Here is a 21,590-nt window from a genome sequence, read left to right on the forward strand (position 1 = left end):
GCGGGCGAAAGCCAACGGAGCGAGGAAGACCGATGCTCACATCGCGAGCCCGACCTTCTGGCTGCGAATGCCGCGCATATCTTCTCCGCTTCGTCGGCTTTCGCCCGCAAGCGGGCTCCTACAGGTGTGCTTGCTGCTTCTGTTGCCCCTCAGCGCCCACGCCCAACTCGACCTTCCCCTCGTCTACTCCACCGGCACCGTCCTTCAACGCGACCAGCCCATGCATGTCTGGGGCTGGTCGACACCGGGCTCGATCGTCCGCGCGACATTCGACGGCAAGAATGCCAAAGCAAAAACCGGCACCGACGGCCGCTTCGACATCGCCCTCCCCGCACACAAAGCCGGCGGCCCGTACGTTCTCGCCATCGACAACGGCAAGGAACATCGCGACATAAGCGACGTCCTCGTCGGCGACGTCTGGCTCTGCTCCGGCCAGTCGAACATGGAATTCATGGTGTCGCAGACCCGCGATGCGGAAAACGAAATCGCGAATGGCAACGACTCCGCGATACGTCATTTCAAAATCCCCGACTCATGGGCGCCCACCCCCGAGGATCGCCTCGCCGGTGGCGAGTGGATTGCCGCCTCACCCGCGAGCGTCGGCAAGTTCTCCGCCGCATGCTGGTTCTTCGCACGCGAGATGAAGGCAAAGAGCGGCGTAGCGCAGGGACTGGTCAACAGCACCTGGGGCGGCAGCCGCATCGAAGCCTGGATGAATGCGGCCACGGCCGGCGTCCGCGCCGACGATGTCGCCGCGCGCATGAAAAAGATGGACGCCGACGAGCAACGGGCGACGGACGCAACGCGTCAGCGCCTTGCCCGCTGGAGCAACCCGGCGCCGCATACCGGCGCGGCATGGTCCTCGCCGGATCTCGACACGAAAGACTGGGTATCGATCACCGTCCCGGGCTACTGGGAAACCCAGGGCTATTACGGCATGGACGGAACGGCCTGGTATCGCACCACGTTTACGCTGACCGCGCGGGAAGCGAAGCAAGGTATCACCCTCGGCCTCGGAACCATCGACGATTCGGACACCAGCTTCGTCAACGGAACGCAGGTCGGCGAAACGAAGGCGAAATGGAACGGCGTACGCGCCTATCGCGTCGACCCGGCGATCCTGCATGCGGGAACGAACACGATTGCCATCAAGGTCGTGGATCTCGGCGCAAACGGTGGCATCTATGGCGAGGCGAATCTGCTTTACGTCCAGCCCGAAGGCGGCGAGAAGCGTCCCCTGAAAGGGCCATGGCTGTTCCGGCCAGATACCGTCACGGTGACTGCCGCCGAAGGAAAGAACCAGCTCGCGACACTGCTTTACAACAAGATGATCCACCCGCTCATCGGCTTCCCGCTGCGCGGCGTGCTCTGGTATCAGGGCGAAGCAAACGCCAACAAGGGCGAAGCATTGGCCTATCGCGAACAGTTCGCCGGCCTGATCGGTCAGTGGCGAGGCGAATGGAAAACACCCGGCCTGCCCGTCGTCTGGGTGCAACTGGCCAACTGGATATCCGGCAACGACACACCGGACGAAAGCCCATGGGCCGAACTGCGCGAATCGCAGTCCGCGAATCTGGCGCTGCCAGCAACCGGCGAAGCGGTCATCATCGACATCGGTAATCCGAAAGACATTCATCCGACGAACAAGCAGGACGTCGGACACCGGCTAGCGCTCGCCATGCGCCATGCCGCATTCGGCGACATGGCACCGTGGTCGGGTCCGCGCTATCGCGATCTGAAGATCGACGGTGCCAACGCCAGCATCGGCTTCGATCTGTACGGCGGCAAGCTTGCCGTCCGTAGCGGCGACGCGCCGGCAGGTTTCGAAATCGCCGGCGCCGACCGCCGCTTCCATCCCGCCACGGCACGGATCGAAGGCGACCGCGTCATCGTTGCCAGCGGCGCCGTCTCCCATCCCGTCGCCGTGCGCTACGCGTGGAGCGACAACCCCGAACAGGCCAATCTGACGAACGGCGAAGGCCTTCCCGCGTCGCCGTTCCGCACGGAAAGCGCGACTCAACGGAGTCACCGATGAAACGAAGCACACTGACCGGCGCGCTGCTCGTCGCACTCGCCATCTGCGGAGCGGGCTGGGCCACCGAGATGCCGCGCATGGCAAGCGAGAATGGACGCCACGCGCTGATGGTCGACGGCAAACCGTTCCTCGTGCTCGGCGCGCAGGTCAACAATTCCAGCGCGTGGCCCGCGATGCTCGACAAAGTCTGGCCTGCGATAGGCCAGATACATGCCAATACCGTGCAGGTCCCCATCGCATGGGAGCAGATCGAGCCCACCGAAGGCCGGTACGATTTCAGCTTTCTCGACACGCTGGTGACGCAGGCACGCGAGCACAATGTGCGGCTCGTGCTGCTGTGGTTCGCCACGTGGAAAAACAACGGTCCGAACTACGCACCTGCCTGGGTGAAACTGGATAACACCCGTTTCCCGCGCGTGATCAATCGCGAAGGCAAGACACTGGGATCGCTGTCGCCGCATGCTCCCGCCACGCTGGAAGCCGACCGCAAAGCCTTCGTCGAGCTGATGAAGCACCTGCGCGTTATCGACGGCGACCGCCATACCGTCATCATGATGCAGGTGGAAAACGAGTCGGGGACGTATGGCACCGATCGCGACCACTCGCCCACCGCCGACAAGCTCTTCGCCGGTGCAGTGCCCGATGCGTTGCTGAAGCGGGATGGTAAAAAACCCGGCACGTGGCAACAGGTCTACGGCGCCAACGCGGCGGAGTTCTTCCACGCGTGGTCCGTCGCGCACTTCATCGAACAGGTCGCCCATGCGGGCAAGGCGGTCTACGACCTTCCGATGTATGCCAACGCGGCCCTGCGCGATCCGTTCAAGCCCGGTCCGCCGGGTGGTTACTCCAGCGGCGGTCCCACGGACAACGTACTTGATGTCTGGAAGGCGGCGGCGCCTTCGCTCGACCTGCTGGCACCGGATATCTATATGCCGGAGTACGACAGGTACACGGCCGTGCTCGATCGCTACGCCCGGCCGGACAACGCACTGTTCGTCGCCGAAACCGGCAACGCGAAACCGTATGCACGCTATATATTCGCGGCGCTCGGCAAACGCGGCATCGGCTTCTCGCCATTCGGCATGGACTTCACAGGCTATGCGAACTACCCGCTCGGCGCGCGCAAAGTCGATAGCGAAACGATCGATGCGTTCGCGGACAACTACAAACTGATCGGACCCCTCGCCGGCGTACTCGCCGAGCTGTCGTGGCAAGGCAAGGTCTGGGGTGTCGCCGAGCCCGTCGACCGGCATACCCAGGATATCGATCTCGGCGACTGGTCCGCGCACATCGGCTACGGCCAGCCGCAGTTCGGTGTCGATCCGGCACCCGGCAATGCCGAGCCCGTCGGTGGCGTGCTGATCGGCCAGATCGGCAAGGACGAATACCTCGTCACAGGCCGCCACGCACGCGTGAACTTCGGGAACGGGAAAGCAAACCCCGGGCGCAATTTCATTCTTGCGCGCGTCGAGGAAGGTCATTACGAGAACGGACGCTGGATCTTCGATCGCCTGTGGAATGGCGACCAGACCGACTACGGCCTCAACTTCACCGACGTGCCGCAGGTGCTGCACGTCAAACTCGCTACGTTCTGAAGGAAGTCACGATGCTGAAGAAAGCACTTACCGTCGCGCTATTGACGGGACTCGCCGCGAGTTCGGTGTTCGCACGGATCGCCGCCGTCGACGACACGGCAGTCGATCAGCGTGTCGACGCCATGCTCGGCAAACTGACTCTCGAACAGAAGGTATCGCTGCTCGGCGGCGTGGAGAATTTCTACGTGCGCCCGGTTCCCGCGATCGGGCTGCCGCGACTTACGATGTCCGACGGCCCGTTCGGAGTTCGCGCGCCCGGCCCGTCGACGGCGTATGCGGCAGGCATCGGCCTTGCCGCGAGCTTCGACCCTGAATTAGCCCAACGCGTCGGCACGGCCATGGGCCGCGATGCGCGCGCCCGGGGCGTGCACTTCCTGCTCGGCCCTGGCGTGAATCTTTATCGCGCACCGCAGAACGGTCGCAACATGGAGTACTACGGCGAAGATCCGCTGCTGGCCGGAAAGATCGCCGTCGGGCTCATCAAGGGCGTGCAGGGCGAAGGCGTCGTCGCCACCGTGAAACATTTCGCGGCGAACAACTCAGAATACGACCGCCGCCACCTCGACACCCTTATCGACGAGCGCACTCTGCGCGAACTCTATCTTCCCGCCTTCGAAATGGCCGTCAAGGAAGGTCATGTCGGTGCGGTGATGACCAGCTACAACCTCGTCAACGGCGATTATCTTTCCGAGAACCAACCCATCAGCCACGACATCCTCAAGGGCGAATGGGGTTTCCGCGGCTTGTTGATGTCCGACTGGGAGGCCACGCACGACGGCGTCAAGGCGTTCAACGCCGGCCTCGATCTGGAGATGCCGGCCGCCACCGCCATGAAACCGGAGACGATACTTCCCGCGCTGCGCGATGGCCGTCTGACCGACGCCGCTCTGGACGATAAGGTCCGCCGCATCCTGCGCACCGCCGCGCGCTTCGGTTTCCTCGACCGGGACCAGAAAGATGCGGCGTTGCCCCTGTTCGATCCCGAGAACAATAAGGCAGCGCTGGACGCCGCACGCGAAGCACTCGTATTGCTGAAGAACGACAAGGTCCTGCCGCTCGACGCAAACACGATCCGCACGATCGCTGTCATCGGGCCGGCCGCGCATCCGGGCAACGCCAGCGCGGGCGGCAGCTCGCATATCGACACGTTCCGCACGCAAAGCATCCTGACCGGCCTGACCGATCGCCTGGGTGGCAAGGTCCGTGTGCTCTACGCCCGCGGCCTGCCCTCGCCCGAACAGGTCTTCAAGCAGGAAGCGTTCGTCACCGCGGATGGCTCGCCGGGGCTGAAGCGCGAGACCTTCGCCAATGCAAACTTCAACGGCAAGCCGTCGGCCAGCGACGTGGACGGCAAGATCGACCAGTGGAAGCCGGAACTGTGGACGACGCCCGCCGTCGACCGGACCAGCATCCGTTGGAGCGGCCGCTTCGTACCGAAGACGTCCGGCCGTTTTCTGTTCCTGACCGCGGCCGCGAGCAAGGACACTTACGTTCTCTACATCGACGGCAAACCGGTCACGACACAGCCGGAACGCGAAGGTCAGGCGCCGCTTTACGCGACCGTCGACCTCAAGGCCGGCAAGGCTGTCGATGTCCGCCTCGATTACAGGCCCGACGTCAGCTATAGCCGCATGGGTCTGGGCGTGGTGTCGCTCGACGATCTGATCTCGGCCGATGCACGCAAGATCGCGGCTTCGGCCGATGCCGCGGTCGTGGCCGTCGGTTTCGATCCCACTTCGGAAAGCGAAGCCTACGACCGCACTTTCGATCTGCCATGGGGCCAGGAAGCCCTGATCGAAGCGGTGGCGAAGGCCAATCCCAAAACCATCGTCACCGTCACGTCCGGTGGTGCGTACGCCACGGATCGCTGGCTCGGCAAGGTGCCGGCGCTGTTGCAGAACTGGTATCCCGGACAGGAAGGGGGCCAGGCCATCGCGGAAGTCCTCTTTGGCGACCGCGCGCCCGAAGGCAAGCTGCCCATCAGTTTCGAACATCGCTTCGCCGACAACCCCGTGCACGACTTCTACGACGCGCCCGCGCATCCGGCCGGCACCAACCCCACGGTGAAGTACGGCGAAGGCGTGTTCCTCGGTTATCGCTGGTATACGAGCAATCCACGCAAGGCCCAGCCGCTTTATGCCTTCGGCTACGGCCTGACGTATACGACGTTCCGCTTCGCCAATCTGAAGCTGTCCGCGACACAGGCTCATGCGGACGACAGCATCACCGTCGATGTCGACGTCACCAATACCGGCTCGCGCAACGGTGCCAACGTGGTGCAGGTCTATGTCGGCGATCCGTCGGCGAAGGTCGCCCGCCCCGCGAAGGAGCTCAAGGCATTCGAGAAAGTACGGCTGGCACCAGGTCAGACGCGCCATGTCTCGCTGACCCTCGACCGCCGCGCCTTCGCCTATTACGACGTGCATCGCCACGACTGGCAGATCGACGCGGGCCGCTTCAAGGTCTATGTCGGCGACGCCTCGGACCATACGCCGCTCGCGGCCGACCTGACGCTCGGGAACTGATCATGAAGTCCACCACACTCGCTTCCCTGCTTCTCACGCCGCTCGCCGCCGCTTTGCTTGCCAGTTGTTCGTCGTCGCCATCGGCCCATGCCACGACACCGGTCAGCCACGCGACGCGCATCGCGGACGGTGCGGTCGTCGCCGTCGATCGCTCGACACAGAAGGTACGCCTGCAGCTCGTATCTCCGAAGATCGTGCATGTCACGGTCGCGCCGGACGGCAACTTCGATCTGCCCGCCAGCCTGATGGCGGTCAAAACCGGCGGCGACGGATCGTTCTCGCTCGACGAGTCCGGCGATGACGTCGTGCTGAAGACGTCGGCCCTCGAAGCCCATGTCTCCACGAAGGATGGTGCCGTCCGCTTTACCGATGCGCAGGGCAAACCCATCCTTGCCGAGCGCGCCGGCGGCCGCACCTTTGCGCAGACGACCGTCGAAGGCAAGCCGTTCGTCGCGATTCGCCAGCGTTTCGAATCGCCCGACGACGAGGCGTTCTACGGACTGGGTCAGCACCAGAACCGCCAGATGAATTACAAGGGCGAGGACGTCGAACTCGCCCAGCACAATATGGATGCCGGCATTCCGTTCGTCGTCTCCACCCGCAATTACGGTCTGCTGTGGGACAACAATTCGATCACGCGCTTCGGCGATCCGCGCGAGTATCCGCTGGCCGGCCAGACGCTGAAGTTTTACGACGCGGACGGTAAGGAAGGTGGACTGACCGCCCGTTACTACACGGGCGACACGCTGAAGGCGACGCGCGTCGAGCGCGAGGTCAACTACGCCTACATCAAGGACCTGACGACTTGGCCGGCCGAACCGACCGCGAAGAAGACCGACCGGGTCGTCTGGGAAGGTTCATTCGAAACCGTGTCCTCCGGCGAACAGAAATTCCGGCTGTACTCGTCCAGCTACGCGAAGGTCACCATCGACGGCAAGGTCGTATACGACGACTGGCGTCAGAACTGGAATCCCTGGTACCACAACATCCGTCTGCCGATGGAAACCGGCACGAAGCACACGATCAAGATCGAGTGGAAGCCGAACGAAGGCTATATCGCGCTCTACCATCTCGACCCGCAGCCGGACGCGGAACAGCGCGATCTCTCGATGTATTCCGAGGTAGGTCATGCGGTCGACTACTATTTCGTCGCCGGCTCGAATCTCGACGATGTCGTTTCCGGTTACCGGACGATCACGGGCAAGGCGACGATGCTGCCGCGCTGGGCATACGGCTTCTGGCAGAGCCGCGAACGCTACAAGACGCAGAAGGAAATCGTCGACACCGCGACACGCTATCGCAAGCTGGGCCTGCCACTGGACAACATCGTCGAGGACTGGAGCTACTGGCCCGAGAACGCGTGGGGCTCGCACGAGTTCGATGCGGCACGCTTCCCCGACCCGAAGGGCATGATGAAACAGCTGCACGACATGCACGTGCAGCTGATGATTTCCGTGTGGCCGAAGTTCTATCCGGAAACGAAGAACTACAAGGAACTGGACGCCAAGGGCTACATCTATCGCCGCAACGTCGAAAAGGGCGAGCGCGACTGGATCGGCACCGGTTACCTCAACGCCATCTACGACCCGTATGCGAAGGAAGCGCGCGACATCTACTGGCGGCAGATGCAGGAGAACCTCGGCGTGCTGGGCATCGACGGGTGGTGGCTCGACGCTTCCGAGCCCGACATTCATTCGAACCTCGACATCGCCGAACGCAAGCTGCGCATGGGACCGACCGCTCAGGGTCCGGGCGCCGCGTTCTTCAATTCCTATCCGCTGGTCCATACGACCGGCGTCTATGAAGGCCAGCGTGCCAGTGCGCCGGATCGTCGCGTATTCATCCTCACGCGTTCGTCGTTCGCCGGCCAGCAGCGCAATGCCGCCGCCACATGGAGCGGCGATGTGGTGTCGCGCTGGAGCAACCTGCACGATCAGATATCGGCGGGCGTGAATTTCTCGCTGTCGGGCATTCCGAACTGGACGACCGATATCGGCGGCTTCGCGCTGGAACCGCGTTACGAGAAACCCGGTGCGGCCGATCTGAAGGAATGGCGGGAACTCAATCTCCGCTGGTTCCAGTTCGGCACGTTCACTCCGCTGTTCCGCTCGCACGGCCAGTTTCCGTACCGCGAAATTTTCAATCTCGCGCCGAAAGGTTCGGACGTTTACGAATCCCTTGCGTGGTACGACCGTCTCCGTTATCGCCTGATGCCGTACATCTACACCCTGGCCGGCGATATCTGGCAGGACGACGGCACCATCATGCGTGGCCTGGTCATGGATTTCCCGAACGATACGAAGGTGCGCACGATCGACGACGAGTTCATGTTCGGCCCGGCCTTCCTGGTCGCACCGGTGCATGAGTACGGTGCGCGCAGCCGTATGGTCTATCTGCCGGCCGGTTCGGATTGGTACGACTTCCAGACGGGCAAGCGCCATGCCGGCGGCACGACCATCGATGCCGACGCACCGCTCAACCGCATGCCGCTGTTCGTTCGTGCCGGCGCCATCGTTCCGGTCGGCCCGGCGATCCAGTACACCGGCCAGAAGCCCGACGCGCCAATCACGGTCTATGTCTACCCCGGACGCAACGGCAGTTTCTCGTTGTACGAGGACGAGGGGACGAACTATGGCTATGAGAAGAATGCGTCCAGCCACATTCCCCTTACGTACGACGACGCAAGCCATACGCTTCACATAGGTGAACGCCAGGGCAGTTTCCCCGGCATGGTGGAGAAGCGGCGGTTCCGCGTGCGGCAACTTGGGGAAAACGCGCGTCCCGGCGTGGACTTCGAGGCAAAGGCCGATAAGGAAGTGGAATACACGGGGCAGGCGGTGACGATCCAGCTCTGATGTGCCACCGAGGTGGCCCCCGCATGCCCGGGGGGCCTAAAATGCCCCCCATGCACATCGGCCCCTACCCGATCGCGCCTGCCGTGGTGCTCGCACCCATGGCCGGCGTCACCGACAAGCCCTTCCGCCTGCTCTGCAAGCGGATGGGCGCCGGGCTGGCCGTGTCCGAAATGACCACTGCCGATCCGCGCCTGTGGCAGACCCGTAAATCCCTGCATCGCATGGATCATGTCGGCGAGCCGGAGCCGGTCAGCGTCCAGATCGCGGGCTACGACCCGGGCATGCTGGCCGACGCCGCGCGCTACAACGTCGACAACGGCGCGCAGATCGTCGATATCAACATGGGCTGCCCGGCGAAGAAGGTGTGCAATGTCTGGTCCGGTTCGGCGCTGCTGCAGGACGAACCGCTGGTCGCACGCATCCTCAAGGCCGTCGTTACCGCCGTGGACGTGCCGGTCACACTGAAGATCCGTACCGGCTGGGATCGCGACAACCGCAATGCCCTGACCATCGCGCGCATCGCCGAAGACTCGGGTATCGCCGCGCTGGCCGTGCACGGCCGCACGCGCGCCGATAAGTACGAAGGCGAAGCGGAGTACGACACGATTGCCGCGGTGAAGGCTGCGGTGCGCATTCCGGTCATGGCCAACGGCGACGTCACCACGCCCGAACAGGCACGCCATGTGCTCGCCGTCACCGGTGCGGATGCCGTCATGGTCGGTCGCGGGGCGCAGGGCCGGCCGTGGATTTTCCGTGAAATCGCGCATTACCTGGCGACTGGCGAAACATTGCCCGAGCCCGATGCCGACGAGGTATGCGCCATCCTGTGCGCGCATCTCGAACATCTTTATGCGTTCTATGGCGAACTGCAGGGCGTGCGCATCGCGCGTAAGCACCTTGGGTGGTATGCGAAGGATCGCGCGGAGAACGCGGCATTCCGCGCGGTGGTCAATCGCGCCGATACCGCCGATGCGCAGTTGCGGCTGACGCGTGAATACTTTGCGGCGCTGGCGGCTGGGACGGCGCTGGCGGCTTAGGTGGCACGGATGGCGTCAACTGCCTGTCACCGTCCTCCCTTTCTTCACCGTCATGCATTCCCTCACCGTCATTCCGGCGTACGCCGGAATCCGCAGCGATAGTGTATGCCTGGCGATGTACTTGCCGTGCTGCGCAATGCAAAACAAGAGCGAGAACATGGGCGGATGGCGACAACCGATTGGGCGGCTGCGGATTCCGGCGTGCGCCGGAATGACGGTGAGGGGCGCGGTGACGGTGAGGGAGTGGTGTCGGCGGGGAAGGAATAATGGCGAGCGGAAAAGGTGACGGTAAGGTGAGTGGTTGCGGTAAGGAAGTTACGAGCGGGAGAGGCAGTGAATCCGATCGCTAAAGCCACAGGTCGGTGCCTGCTGCCTTGACGTCGCCATGAAGCTTCCTCACGCCAACGGGCGTACCATTCGCAAATGCGCACAGGCACGGCGAGGCGACCCATGACCGACGAAACGAAAGTCCCCGGCATCGAAGACTATGAAGGCGCGGCTGGCGGCTGGGGCGCTCTTGGCGCCGTAGCGAAAGCGATCAGTGGCCAGATGGCCATCGCCCGCGAATCCATCGCGCTGCACAAGGTCAACCAGCCGACCGGTTTCGACTGCCCCGGCTGCGCATGGCCCGATCCGAAGCACACCTCGTCGTTCGAATTCTGCGAAAACGGCGCCAAGGCGGTGTCCTGGGAAGCGACCGCCAAACGGGTGAAACCGGAATTTTTTGCGAAGAATCCGGTCTCGGCCCTGTGGAACCTGACCGACTACGCGCTGGAAGGTCTCGGCCGCCTGACCCATCCCATGGTCTACGACCGCGCCACGGACACCTACATTCCCATCGCATGGGACGCGGCGTTCGAACGGATCGGTACGGCGCTGCGCGCCCTGCCCGACCCGGACATGGCGGAGTTCTATACCTCCGGTCGCGCATCGAACGAGGCCGCCTTCCTGTATCAGCTTTTCGTACGCGAATTCGGCACCAACAATTTCCCCGACTGCTCGAATATGTGTCACGAGGCGACCAGCGTCGGCCTTCCCACATCGATCGGTGTCGGCAAGGGTACCGTCACGCTCGACGATTTCGACCACTGCGATGCGATCTTCTGCATCGGTCACAACCCCGGCACCAACCATCCCCGCATGCTTACGACGCTACGCGAAGCGTCGCTGCGCGGCGTGCCCATCGTCGTACTCAATCCATTGTCCGAGCGCGGTCTGGAACGCTTCACTTCGCCACAGCACCCGGCGGAAATGCTTACCGGCCGCTCGGTCCGCATTGCGTCGACGTATTACAAGCTGAAAATCGGCGGCGACGTCGCGGTGCTGAAGGGCATGATGAAATTCCTGCTCGACGCCGACGCGGAGAATCTGGCGGCCGGCGGCGAAGGTGTCATCGACCGCGATTTCATCGCGACGCATACGACGGGTTTCGATGCGCTATGCGACGACGTGCGCGCTACGTCGTGGGATGCGATCGAATTCAAATCCGGCCTCACCCGCACCGAAGTGGAAACCGCCGGAGCCATTTACGCCGAGGCCAAACGCGTGATCGTCTGCTACGGCATGGGCATCACGCAGCACGCGCACGGCACCGAGAACGTCCAGCAGATCGCGAACCTGTTGCTGATGCGCGGCAATATCGGCCGCGAAGGCGCCGGCATCTGCCCACTGCGCGGCCATAGCAACGTGCAGGGCGACCGCACCGTCGGCATCACCGAGAAACCGAACGAGGCCCTCAACGAGGGACTTCGCCGCACCTATGGCTTCGAGCCACCGATCGCGCACGGGCACGATGCCGTCGAAGCGGTACGCGCCATCCGCGACGGACGTTCGAAGGCACTGATCTGTCTGGGCGGCAACCTTGCCGTCGCCATGCCCGATACGAAAGAGACCTTCGAAGCGATGCGCGGACTGGATCTGGCCGTGCATATCGCCACGAAACTCAATCGTTCGCACCTGATCCTGGCAAAGGAATCGCTGATCCTTCCCTGCCTCGGCCGTACCGAATTGGACGAACAGGCCACCGGTACGCAATCGGTTACCGTGGAAGATTCGATGTCGATGGTGCATGCCTCGGCGGGCAGTCTGAAGCCCGCATCGGAGCATCTGCGCTCCGAGCCCTGGATCGTCGCCGGCATGGCGAAAGCGGCGCTGCCGCATACGAAGGTCGACTGGGATCGTCTGGTCGGCAACTACGATTTCATCCGCGACGATATCGAAAAAGTGTTTCCGATCTTCGCGCAGTTCAACGAACGGGTACGCGAGCCTGGCGGATTCCGTCTGCATATCGCAGCGTCGGAACGCGAGTGGGCCACGCCGGACAAGCGAGCGCACTTCCTCATCGCACGCGGCCTCGACGAGGATGCGGCGGTCGACGAGGGCGGCCTCATGCTGACGACGGTCCGCTCGCACGATCAGTACAACACCACCATTTATGCCCTGAACGATCGCTACCGCGGCGTCAGCGGGCGACGCGACGTTGTATTCATGCATGCGAACGATCTCGCCGCGCGCGGACTGAAGCAAGGCGACCGTATCGACGTCGTCGCCACCGGACCGAACGCACAGGATGGCAAGGTACGCGCGGTACGCGGATTCATCGCCGTCGCTTTCGATATCGCGGAAGGCGCCGTGGCGATGTACTACCCGGAAGGCAATGCGCTTATCGCGCTGGAATCGCACGATCGCAAATCCGGCACTCCCGCCTATAAGTCGGTACCCGTGATGATCAGCGCAAGCAGCGCGAAGGCGGCACGTGCGGTCTAAACAAACCAGGCACAAGGGAAGCGCGAAGCGTCCGGTCATTCGCGTCGAAGCGGGTATCGCGACGTCCACGGAGGATTACCTCGCCGAAGAGGTACCTGTCGCCATGCATTTCAACGGCACGCCGTATGCCGTGATGATGACGACGCCGGCGGATCTGGAAGACTTCGCTTACGGCTTCGCACTGACCGAACGCGGACTGGCGAAGGTCGACGATGTCGAAGTGTCCGAGTCGCTGGAAGGCATCGTCATCGACATCCGCGGCGACGTACGGGACACACGTTCGCCCCGCGACATGCCGGGGCGCAGCGGCTGCGGCATCTGCGGCAGCCGCGAACTGGAAGACATCGTGCGGCATCCGGAGCCGGTAGGCGAAGGCATCAGCATCCATGCCACGACCGTGGAACGCGCACTGGAAGAACTGCGCGATCGCCAGCCGATCAACACCGTGACGGGGTCGGTGCATGCGGCGGCCTGGATCGACGCGCAGGGCACCGTCATTCTCGTGCGTGAAGACGTCGGGCGGCACAATGCGCTCGACAAGCTGATCGGCGCCATGCGTTGCGGCGGAGTCGACCCCACCCTTGGCTTCGCGGTCATTACCAGCCGCGCCAGCTACGAGATGGTGACGAAAGCCGCCACCGCCGGCATTGCCATCGTGGCGGCGATCTCGGCGCCCACCGCGCTGGCCGTGCATCTGGCCGATGCCTGCAATGTCACGCTGCTGGGATTCGCGCGACCGGGGCGGTTCGTAATGTACGCGCACGAGCGTCGCGTACGCTGTTAGGTCAGACGTTGCGCCGGCGACGTGCGCTGTCTTTCACGTCCACGTCGAAAAGTATGCGCATGGCGTCGATGCCCCCGGTCGGCACATCGAAGATGAGTCCTTCCTTGCTCGGCAACCGCGAGGCCAGCTCGCGCACTTCGGCGTCCGGCAGGTCGATGCGCCAGTCGGCGGCCTGTCCGTCCAGTCGACACGTCCGGCCTTCGTGCAGGCTGACCGCGTAGCGCATCAGGAAGAGCGACCCGAATGCGGTGGTGCCGATGATCGACACGCCGCCCAGCAATTCGGACAGCTCGTCCTCATCGATGCGCAGACGCACTGTGTGACCTTGCAGCTGCACTCTCATAGGCTGGCCTCGTTCCATTCGTCGGGAGTATTGCAGTTACGCAGGGCGCGCGTGTCCGTCGCGTCGACGGGCAGTCCGGCGACACCCAGTCGCCGTTGCAAACCACCGATCGAACAATCGCGACCGGGGTGGGACACCATGTCGGCAAGTACGTCGCGCGTATGCGCGTCCAGCCGCATGCGCATTGGCAGGGGGTGTGCGATCCAGCACGCACATGCCTCGTCCGTGGCCAGCAGCAATGGCGCCAGCCATTCTGGCGTCAGTTCCGGCATGTCCACGGGAACGATCAGCAGTTCGCCGTCGTCCAGCACGTCGGCGACGCTGGCCAGTCCGCCAACGGGTCCGGCATCCGGCCAGCGGTCGGGAATGCCGTTGTACTGGGGACGGTTACCGCTGATGACGACCTTCGCCACGCCAGTCGCGAACAATATGTCGCGCATGTGCTCGATGAGCGGATGCCCGTGCCACGCCAGCATCGCCTTGTCGGTTCCCATGCGGGACGATCGGCCACCGGCGAGCACGATGCCGGCGGTCAAGGCGAATGGCCGGCATCGAGGGGATACGCGTCCGCCATGTTGCCGTCCGCGCTACTCAGCGACAGCCACACTTGCGCCTGTGTAAAGGGCAGCATGCGGTAAGCCGTCTGGCGACCGACCGGACGTGCGCGCAGCCGCGCGCCGTCGTCGCTGAAGAGATTCGCTAGTACGAAATGACGCAAGCCTTCGCGCAGATCCGGTGTTTCGTCCGACAGCACTCGCAGCGGCCGCTCGGAAGACAGGCCGAGCATCGTCCGTATGAGTGGGGCGACAAAGAAGCGCATGCCGACGGCCACCGCCATGGGATTGCCCGGCAATGCCATGAGCAGCGGCCCGTTCGCCAGGCGCGCCGCGAGCAGCGGCTTACCCGGGCGAATCGCTACTTTATGGAACAACGTACGTGCGCCGAGTGCGGCCATCGCCGCGGGCAGGAAGTCGTAACGCCCCGCGGATACCGCGCCTGTCGTCACGACGAGGTCGACGTGCCGGTCCAGTGCACGCGCGAGCGAAGCGCCGAAGGGTATGACGTCGTCGCCGACGGTATCGCACTGGACCACGTGCGCTCCGCACGAGGTAAGCGCCGCACGCAGGAAGGGCCCATTGGAGTTATGGATCGAGCCGGGAGTGAGTATTCCGGCACCCGCGTGGAGTTCCTTTCCCGTGCAGATGATCGCGACGCGCGGTTGACGGCGGACCGTGGCTTCGTCGATGCCCAGCGCGGCCAGCAACATCAGGGCGGCGGCATCGATCTTCCGGCCGGCCGGGAGCGCGGGTTCGTCGTGTGCGATGTCGTCGCCCGCTTTGCGGACGTGTTGTCCGCGTACCGTATCGTCCAGAAGACGAATGGTGTCGCCTTCGCGTTCGATGCGTTCGACTGGCACGACGGTATCGAATCCGTCGGGCATGCGCGCACCGGTCGCGATTTCGCAACTGTCGGCGCCGGTTTGTTCCAGCGTGACGTCGCCGGCGGCTTGCATGCCACGTACCGTATGGATGCTGCCTTTCGACAGCGCGGCAGTGCCTGCGCGCAAGGCATATCCGTCCATCGCGGCGTTGTCGAAAGCGGGAAGCCGCATGGTGCTGGCGATGTCGCTGGCGAGTACGCGGCCCAAGGCATCGGCAATGGCGACCCGCTCGGTGTCGAGCGGCTGCGTTTCGGCAAGCAGGGTGGCCAGCGCGTCTTCATAGGAAATCATGTGGGAAGCGTAGCGCACGAGGCGGTGCTGCAGGAGCGATGGAACCGGCGGCGCATCCCGCCCCCTCACCGTCGTCCCTGCGCAGGCAGGGACTCAGTGCGGTGCATCGGGTTGTCGCGATCACGCTCGATCAGCTCTTCAAAGCGTTGCGACGTGCGAGGGTGAGGCAGGGAGCTCGCCGTCCCCCACGTCGAGGCCACGTCGGGCGGTCGCTGCGCGACCCGGGTGGCCGGGCGGGGCTCGGTGAGCGGGCTTCCTGCCCGCACACCGAGGAAGGGGCGTCCTGCCCCTTCCCCCCCTGCGGGGCCTTATCCGCCCGGCCACCCTCGCCCTCCTACCGGCCTCGACGTGGGGGACGGCGAGCGCCTTCGGATGGTGGGGGAATATTGGGGTTAAGAGCCGCGTGCGGTGCAATACCTTCCGCGCTTCGCATGCGCATGTCGGGGAACGCGCCTCGCTTCATTCGGTACTCATCTTCCTCACCGTCACCCCGGCGTACGCCGGGGTCCGCAGCGACCACGTGGGGCAAGATCCAACGCTGAGGTTTTCGCTTGAAAGCGGCCATCGCCCTCGCGACCACCGACCACCTCGCCGCGGATTCCGGCGTGCGCCGGAATGACGGTGAGGGGGCGGGAGTTCCCGGTGATAGCTGGGTTCAAACATGGCATTCGGCGCCACCACAAAAAAAAGGGCACCCGAAGGCGCCCCCATCTTCATGCCGACCGTCTCGCCGGCGGGACCGATTGCTGCGATTGCGCAGGGCGATAGGCCGCGAATGCCACCGTGGCGGATGCCCGGCCCTGGCTCAACGAGCGCAGCGAGGTCGTGTATCCGTCCAGTTGCGCCAGCGGAACTTCGGCTTCGATTTCCGTCCGGCCCGCTTCTTCGACGAGGCCGATGACCTGCCCACCGCGACGCTGCAGATCGCCGAGTACATCGCCGACCGCGGTGCCCGGCGCACTGACGGACACCCGCATGACGGGTTCCAGCAGTACTGTACCGGTGGCCTCCAGCGCGGCGCGAACGCCTAGCTGGGCGGCACGGTGGAAGGCCATCTCGCTCGAATCCACCGCGTGGAATTGACCGTCCAGCACCGTGACCCGCGCACCCACCACGGGATACCCGCGCGGACCTTCCTGCAAGGCGGAGAGGATGCCTTTCTCCACGGCTGCCTGGAACGCCTTCGGAATGACGCCGCCTGTCGTGCGATCGTCGACGACGTTGCCGCCGTCCTCATGCGGTGCGACGGACAGGACGACGCGCGCGAACTGGCCGCTGCCGCCGGTCTGTTTGGCGACCTTGCCTTCGACGGCGCCCGAGTCGCGCGCTGGCGTTTCCTGATACGCCACGCGCGGCGATCCGGTGCGCACCGCAACATCCCATTCGCGTCGCAGGCGCTCGACCATCACTTCCAGGTGTAATTCGCCCATGCCCCATACGAGCGTTTCGCCCGTTTCGGGATCGGTGCCTACGCGGAAGGACGGGTCTTCCTGGGCAAGGCGGGCCAGGCCGTTGCCAAGACGCAGCAGGTCGGCGGAGCGTTCGGGCGATAGCCGCCACGCGAGCACGGCGGGTTGCGCCTCGATAGCTTCGAGACGAAGGCGATGGTCGGTGGCCGTGAGCGTTTCGCCTGTCGCGACGTCTTTCCATCCGGCGATGGCCACGATGTCGCCAGCTTCGGCGACTTCGATGGCTTCGGTGTCTTCCGCGCGCAGCACGGCCAGCCGGCCGATGCGTTGCACGCGGTCGTTGCCGCTGCGCCATACCTGGTCGCCGACGTGCAGCTTGCCCGCATACAGACGGATGAACGCGAGCGGGCCATGCGCCTGGTTGACGACTTTGAAGACGAGCGCGGCCAGTGGCGCGTCCGCATCGGGCGCGACCATGGTGTCGCCATCGTCGGTATGCGCGACGACGGCCGGACGGTCCAGTGGCGACGGCAGGTACGCGACGAACGCGTCCAGCAACGGTTCGATACCGACGTTCTTGAATGCCGAGCCGGGTAGCACGGGCGAGCCGCGGCCCGCCAGCGTCGCGCGGCGCAGTGCAGCCATCAGCATGCCTGCGTCTACGGGGCGTTCTTCCAGCCAGGCTTCCAGCAATACGTCGTCATGCTCCGCTACCGCGGCAATCAGCGTCTGGCGTTCGGAAGCGTGCAGCGCGGCCTCGTCGGCCGACCACGCGACGACCTCGGGTTGTCCCGATGCATCCCAACGCCATGTGCGTTCGCCGACGATGTCGACGAGCGCGATCATCTGCTCGTTTTCGATCAACGGACGCGCGACTGCCCACGGATTGGCGCCGAGCCGCTCGCGCATCTGCACGAGGACGGCGTCGAAATCCGCACCGGGACGGTCCATCTTGTTGATGAAGGCGATCAGCGGCACGCCATGCCGGCGCGCCTGGCGCCACACGGTTTCGGACTGCGGCTGTACGCCGGCGACTGCCGAGAACACGGCAACGGCGCCGTCGAGGACGCGCAGCGAGCGCTCTACTTCGATGGCGAAATCGATGTGTCCGGGTGTGTCGATAAGCGTCAGCCGATGCATGGCCTGCCCTTCGGGCGTCCAGGCAGCCTGCACCGCCGCGGCACCGATGGTGATGCCTCGTTCGCGTTCCAGTTCCATGTGGTCGGTGGTCGTTGCGCCGTCGTGGACTTCGCCGGTGCGATGGATCGCGCCGGCCTTCCACAACAGGCGTTCGGTCAACGTGGTTTTGCCGGCGTCGACGTGGGCAATGATGCCGAGGTTGCGACGACGTTCGACGGGGATGACTTGGCGGGTACTCATGGTGACGTGTATTCCTGTTACGAAACGCCAGGGGCTGGTTCGTGCAAGGGAGAGCGAGATCGACCCGTTCAGCTGACTCGTGGCCCCTGGCGGGTAACGGTCAGCAGTGGGGCTCGCGATGGTTTTTCATGGCACGTGTGCTCCGGTGAAAGGCAAAAAAAAAGCACCCTTTCGGGTGCTTTGGATGAACGGACGATAGCGACGGATGGATTATCCGTTCGTATCGCCCCGCTGCAGACGCACGCACCCGCGATGCGCCTGCAAAGCAGGCGACCTGTCGTGGATCAGTATGTGCATCACGCGGATCATGTTCGTTCGGTGTCCTTTGGTTGCCGCGCAGGCTACGCCTGTCGCGACAAGGTTTCAACGTGACCCATCAGATCGGGTTGGGCGCACTTCTTTTCAAGACCCGGCCGCCCGGCCGGGCTAAGCTGGCTCCCACGCGAATGAATGAGACACCCGCATGCCCCTTTTCTCCCGGTCTCCCCTCGCCTTCGGCATCCTGCTCAGCTTTGCCGCCGCTTTTGTCGACACGATCGGTTTCGTCGCGCTTTTCGAGCTGTTCACGGCCCATGTCACGGGCAACTTCATCGTTATCGGTGCCACGCTGATCGGCCATCACGGCGGCCTGGCCATGAAGCTGCTGGCGTTGCCGGTGTTCGTCGTTTCCGTCGTCGTCACGACGCTTGCGGTGCGCGCGCTGGAACATCGCGGCCGGCAGACGCTCGGCTGGCTGCTGGCCGCGCAGATCGTCCTGCTCTGCGTGTTCATGGCGTCGGGCATGCACTTTGCGCCCATTGTCGATGCGGATGCATGGAGTACGGCCGTGACGGGACTGATCGCCGTCGCCGCCATGGGCATCCAGAACGCCGGTTCGCGCATCGTCTTTCCGACCATCGCGCCGACCACGGTCATGACGGGCAATGTGACCCAGGTCGTCGTGGATCTCACCGACCTGTCCCGGCGCGGCACCGATGCGGATCTGACCGGTGCACGCATGCGTCTGGGCAAGATGCTGCCGGCGGTACTGGCATTCGCGATGGGGTCGCTCACCGCGGCGCTGCTGTGGCAACGGGCCGGGTTTGCCTGCGTCGCGCTGGCTATCGCCGCACTGGTCGTGGCTTTCTTCGTGGCGCCAGCCGGACAGCCCGCGCCGGCGCACTCGCCGTAATGCGGTCCCATCGGTATAGCTGGCGCGATCGTCCGGATCGGCACATCATTCGAGACCTTCGTTCGTTCTTATGAAGGCTGCTCGATGGAATACGTAAAACTCGGCCATACCGGTCTCGATGTCTCTCGCCTCGTCCTCGGTTGCATGACTTACGGTGTGCCCGATCGCGGCAGTCACCCATGGACGCTGGATGAAGATGCCAGCCGGCCGCTGATCCGCAAAGCCGTGGATCTGGGCATCAATTTCTTCGATACCGCAAATTCCTACTCCGACGGTACGTCGGAAGAAATCGTGGGACGTGCGTTGAGGGATTTCGCGCGACGCGACGAAGTCGTGATCGCCACCAAGACGTTCTTCCCGATGCACAAGGGACCGAATGGCGGCGGTCTGTCGCGCAAGGCGATCCTTCATTCGATCGACGCGAGCCTCGAACGGCTCGGCACCGACTATGTCGACCTATTGCAGATTCATCGCTTCGATCCGACGACGCCTATCGAGGAAACGCTGGAAGCGCTGCACGATGTCGTGAAAGCCGGCAAAGCGCGTTACATCGGTGCATCGTCGATGTTCGCGTGGCAGTTCGCGCGGATGGTCTATACCTCGCGCATGAATGGCTGGACGGAATTCGTCAGCATGCAGAACCATCTGAACCTCATCCAGCGCGAGGAAGAGCGCGAGATGCTTCCGTTCTGCGAAGACGAAGGTATCGCGGTACTGCCGTGGAGTCCGTTGGCGCGCGGTCGCCTGACCCGCGACGCGGACACCACCAGTGCGCGGCAGAACACCGATAACTACGGCGGCACGTTGTACAACGGCGCGGTGGAATCCGATCGCGCGGTGATCGGGGCGGTGGCGCGGGTCGCGGCCAATCGGGGCGTGCCTCGTGCGCAGATCGCGTTGGCCTGGGTCATGAACAAGCCCGAGGTCACCGCGCCGATCGTCGGCGCATCGAAGCCGCAGCACCTCGACGATGCGGTCGCGGCGCTGGAGATCGCGCTTTCACCGGAGGAAATAGCAACGCTGGAAGCGGCGTACCTGCCGCATCCGGTGGCGGGTTTCGAGTAGTCGAAACCCGCAGGCGCGCTCCCACAGAAAGCTCATAGAGCAACATGCTCGCGTCCTTTACCCCTAACATCGACAAATGCCCGCCGACACCCCAGACCTTGGCCTCCTTCTCGCCGACCTCGCCGCCAATCAGGCGCGTGCGCTCGCGCGTGCCCTTGGCCGGTCGAAAGACCGGCACAAGGCGATTCACGAGGCACGAAAGGCCGTACGCCGCCTTCGCGCCGTACTGAACATCGGCCTGGCCAGGTTCGACGACGATGCAAGCGCCATCGACCGGGGACTGCGCGCACTGGGACGCGGCCTGTCCACCCTGCGCGACTCACATGTCGCCGTGGTCACGGGAAAAACCCTCGTCGGCGAAGCCAAACCCGCAGAACGTGCGGCATGGGACGCCGCCATCGCGGCGCTCGAAGCGCGCCGCGACGGCATGCTCGGCGAAGCGCTCCGGCTCGATCCCGAATTTCGCCGGCGCATCGCGCGCGTGCAGCGAGCCGCCGAAGCTATCGCCGCGCTCCCCTGGAAACGGGTAAAGAAGAAGCATGTCCGGGACGCGCTGGCACTCAGTGCCCGGCGAGCCCACCGCGCCGCCGAAAGGGCGCAGGAGGAAGGCTCGCCCGTGACGATCCATAGCTGGCGCCGCCGCGTGCGCCGGGAGCGCCTTCAGTTGCAGGCACTCCAGTCGATGCACAAACGCTCGGGCGTGCATATCGAAGGCGTCGTCGAACACACCGGTTCCATTCGCAAGCTCATGCGTACGGCCGACCGCCTTGGTTGGCAGCAAGACCTGCGCCTGCTGAAGAACGGCCTGCGCGCGACGCATACCGAGATCGACGAGGCCGTACTCGCCACGATTCGTAGCGCCGTCGCCTCCGCTCGCCCCTGAAACCATCTCT

Annotated in this window: 14 protein-coding genes; 10 read left to right on the forward strand and 4 right to left on the reverse strand. The window is 64.3% G+C overall.

Translation table 11 applies throughout. From position 1 onward, the window contains the following. Nucleotides 1-67 precede the first annotated feature (67 nt). The 7 genes from EC912_RS05600 to fdhD all read left to right on the forward strand — a co-directional run bounded on the left by EC912_RS05600 (nucleotide 68) and on the right by fdhD (nucleotide 13,597). Entirely contained in the window at nucleotides 68-2,035 is a 1,968-nt protein-coding gene (locus tag EC912_RS05600) for a sialate O-acetylesterase (RefSeq protein WP_132142162.1), read from the forward strand. Further along, entirely contained in the window at nucleotides 2,032-3,630 is a 1,599-nt protein-coding gene (locus tag EC912_RS05605; RefSeq protein ID WP_132142163.1) for a DUF5597 domain-containing protein, read from the forward strand. Before EC912_RS05600 ends, EC912_RS05605 begins: the two co-directional genes overlap by 4 nt. Nucleotides 3,631-3,641: 11 nt before the next feature. After that, nucleotides 3,642-6,155 carry a beta-glucosidase gene (locus EC912_RS05610; protein WP_132142164.1) on the forward strand — a complete coding sequence of 838 codons (2,514 nt, stop codon included), beginning with the start codon at nucleotides 3,642-3,644 and terminating at the stop codon, nucleotides 6,153-6,155. A gap of 2 nt (nucleotides 6,156-6,157) precedes the next feature. After that, a complete protein-coding gene (locus EC912_RS05615) occupies nucleotides 6,158-9,010 on the forward strand; it encodes a TIM-barrel domain-containing protein (protein ID WP_132142165.1) in 2,853 nt (950 codons plus the stop codon). A 50-nt stretch (nucleotides 9,011-9,060) separates the two neighbouring features. After that, entirely contained in the window at nucleotides 9,061-10,047 is a 987-nt protein-coding gene (gene dusB, locus EC912_RS05620) for a tRNA dihydrouridine synthase DusB (RefSeq protein WP_132142814.1), read from the forward strand. 450 nt (nucleotides 10,048-10,497) lie between these two features. Beyond that, a complete protein-coding gene (locus EC912_RS05625) occupies nucleotides 10,498-12,813 on the forward strand; it encodes an FdhF/YdeP family oxidoreductase (protein ID WP_132142166.1) in 2,316 nt (771 codons plus the stop codon). Next, nucleotides 12,803-13,597: a formate dehydrogenase accessory sulfurtransferase FdhD gene (fdhD, locus tag EC912_RS05630; protein WP_132142167.1), complete on the forward strand. Its 795-nt coding sequence runs from the start codon at nucleotides 12,803-12,805 to the stop codon at nucleotides 13,595-13,597. The genes EC912_RS05625 and fdhD overlap by 11 nt, the downstream gene beginning before the upstream one ends. A 1-nt stretch (nucleotide 13,598) precedes the next feature. On the opposite strand, the gene EC912_RS05635 is transcribed toward fdhD, so the two are convergent. From EC912_RS05635 to fusA, 4 genes are all read right to left on the reverse strand, one after another. After that, nucleotides 13,599-13,940: a hypothetical protein gene (locus tag EC912_RS05635; protein WP_132142168.1), complete on the reverse strand. Its 342-nt coding sequence runs from the start codon at nucleotides 13,938-13,940 to the stop codon at nucleotides 13,599-13,601. Continuing rightward, a complete protein-coding gene (gene mobA, locus EC912_RS05640; RefSeq protein ID WP_165973522.1) occupies nucleotides 13,937-14,476 on the reverse strand; it encodes a molybdenum cofactor guanylyltransferase in 540 nt (179 codons plus the stop codon). The genes EC912_RS05635 and mobA overlap by 4 nt, the downstream gene beginning before the upstream one ends. Beyond that, entirely contained in the window at nucleotides 14,473-15,672 is a 1,200-nt protein-coding gene (locus EC912_RS05645) for a molybdopterin molybdotransferase MoeA (RefSeq protein ID WP_132142170.1), read from the reverse strand. Before EC912_RS05645 ends, mobA begins: the two co-directional genes overlap by 4 nt. A 713-nt stretch (nucleotides 15,673-16,385) precedes the next feature. After that, nucleotides 16,386-18,461 (reverse strand): elongation factor G, encoded by a 2,076-nt coding sequence (gene fusA, locus EC912_RS05650; RefSeq protein WP_132142171.1) that lies wholly within the window; start codon nucleotides 18,459-18,461, stop codon nucleotides 16,386-16,388. Between the two features lie 463 nt (nucleotides 18,462-18,924). Here fusA and EC912_RS05655 point away from each other — a divergent pair, with 463 nt between their 5' ends. The 3 genes from EC912_RS05655 to EC912_RS05665 all read left to right on the forward strand — a co-directional run bounded on the left by EC912_RS05655 (nucleotide 18,925) and on the right by EC912_RS05665 (nucleotide 21,580). After that, nucleotides 18,925-19,632, forward strand: coding sequence for a YoaK family protein (locus EC912_RS05655; RefSeq protein ID WP_132142172.1), 708 nt, complete (start codon nucleotides 18,925-18,927; stop codon nucleotides 19,630-19,632). A gap of 84 nt (nucleotides 19,633-19,716) precedes the next feature. Continuing rightward, the gene (locus tag EC912_RS05660; protein ID WP_132142173.1) at nucleotides 19,717-20,697 is read left to right on the forward strand and encodes an aldo/keto reductase; all 981 of its coding nucleotides are present in this window, start codon (nucleotides 19,717-19,719) and stop codon (nucleotides 20,695-20,697) included. 76 nt (nucleotides 20,698-20,773) lie between these two features. After that, nucleotides 20,774-21,580 (forward strand): CHAD domain-containing protein, encoded by an 807-nt coding sequence (locus EC912_RS05665; protein ID WP_132142174.1) that lies wholly within the window; start codon nucleotides 20,774-20,776, stop codon nucleotides 21,578-21,580. Nucleotides 21,581-21,590 lie beyond the last annotated feature (10 nt).

Source organism: Luteibacter rhizovicinus, from assembly GCF_004342265.1.
Taxonomy (GTDB): domain Bacteria; phylum Pseudomonadota; class Gammaproteobacteria; order Xanthomonadales; family Rhodanobacteraceae; genus Luteibacter; species Luteibacter rhizovicinus_B.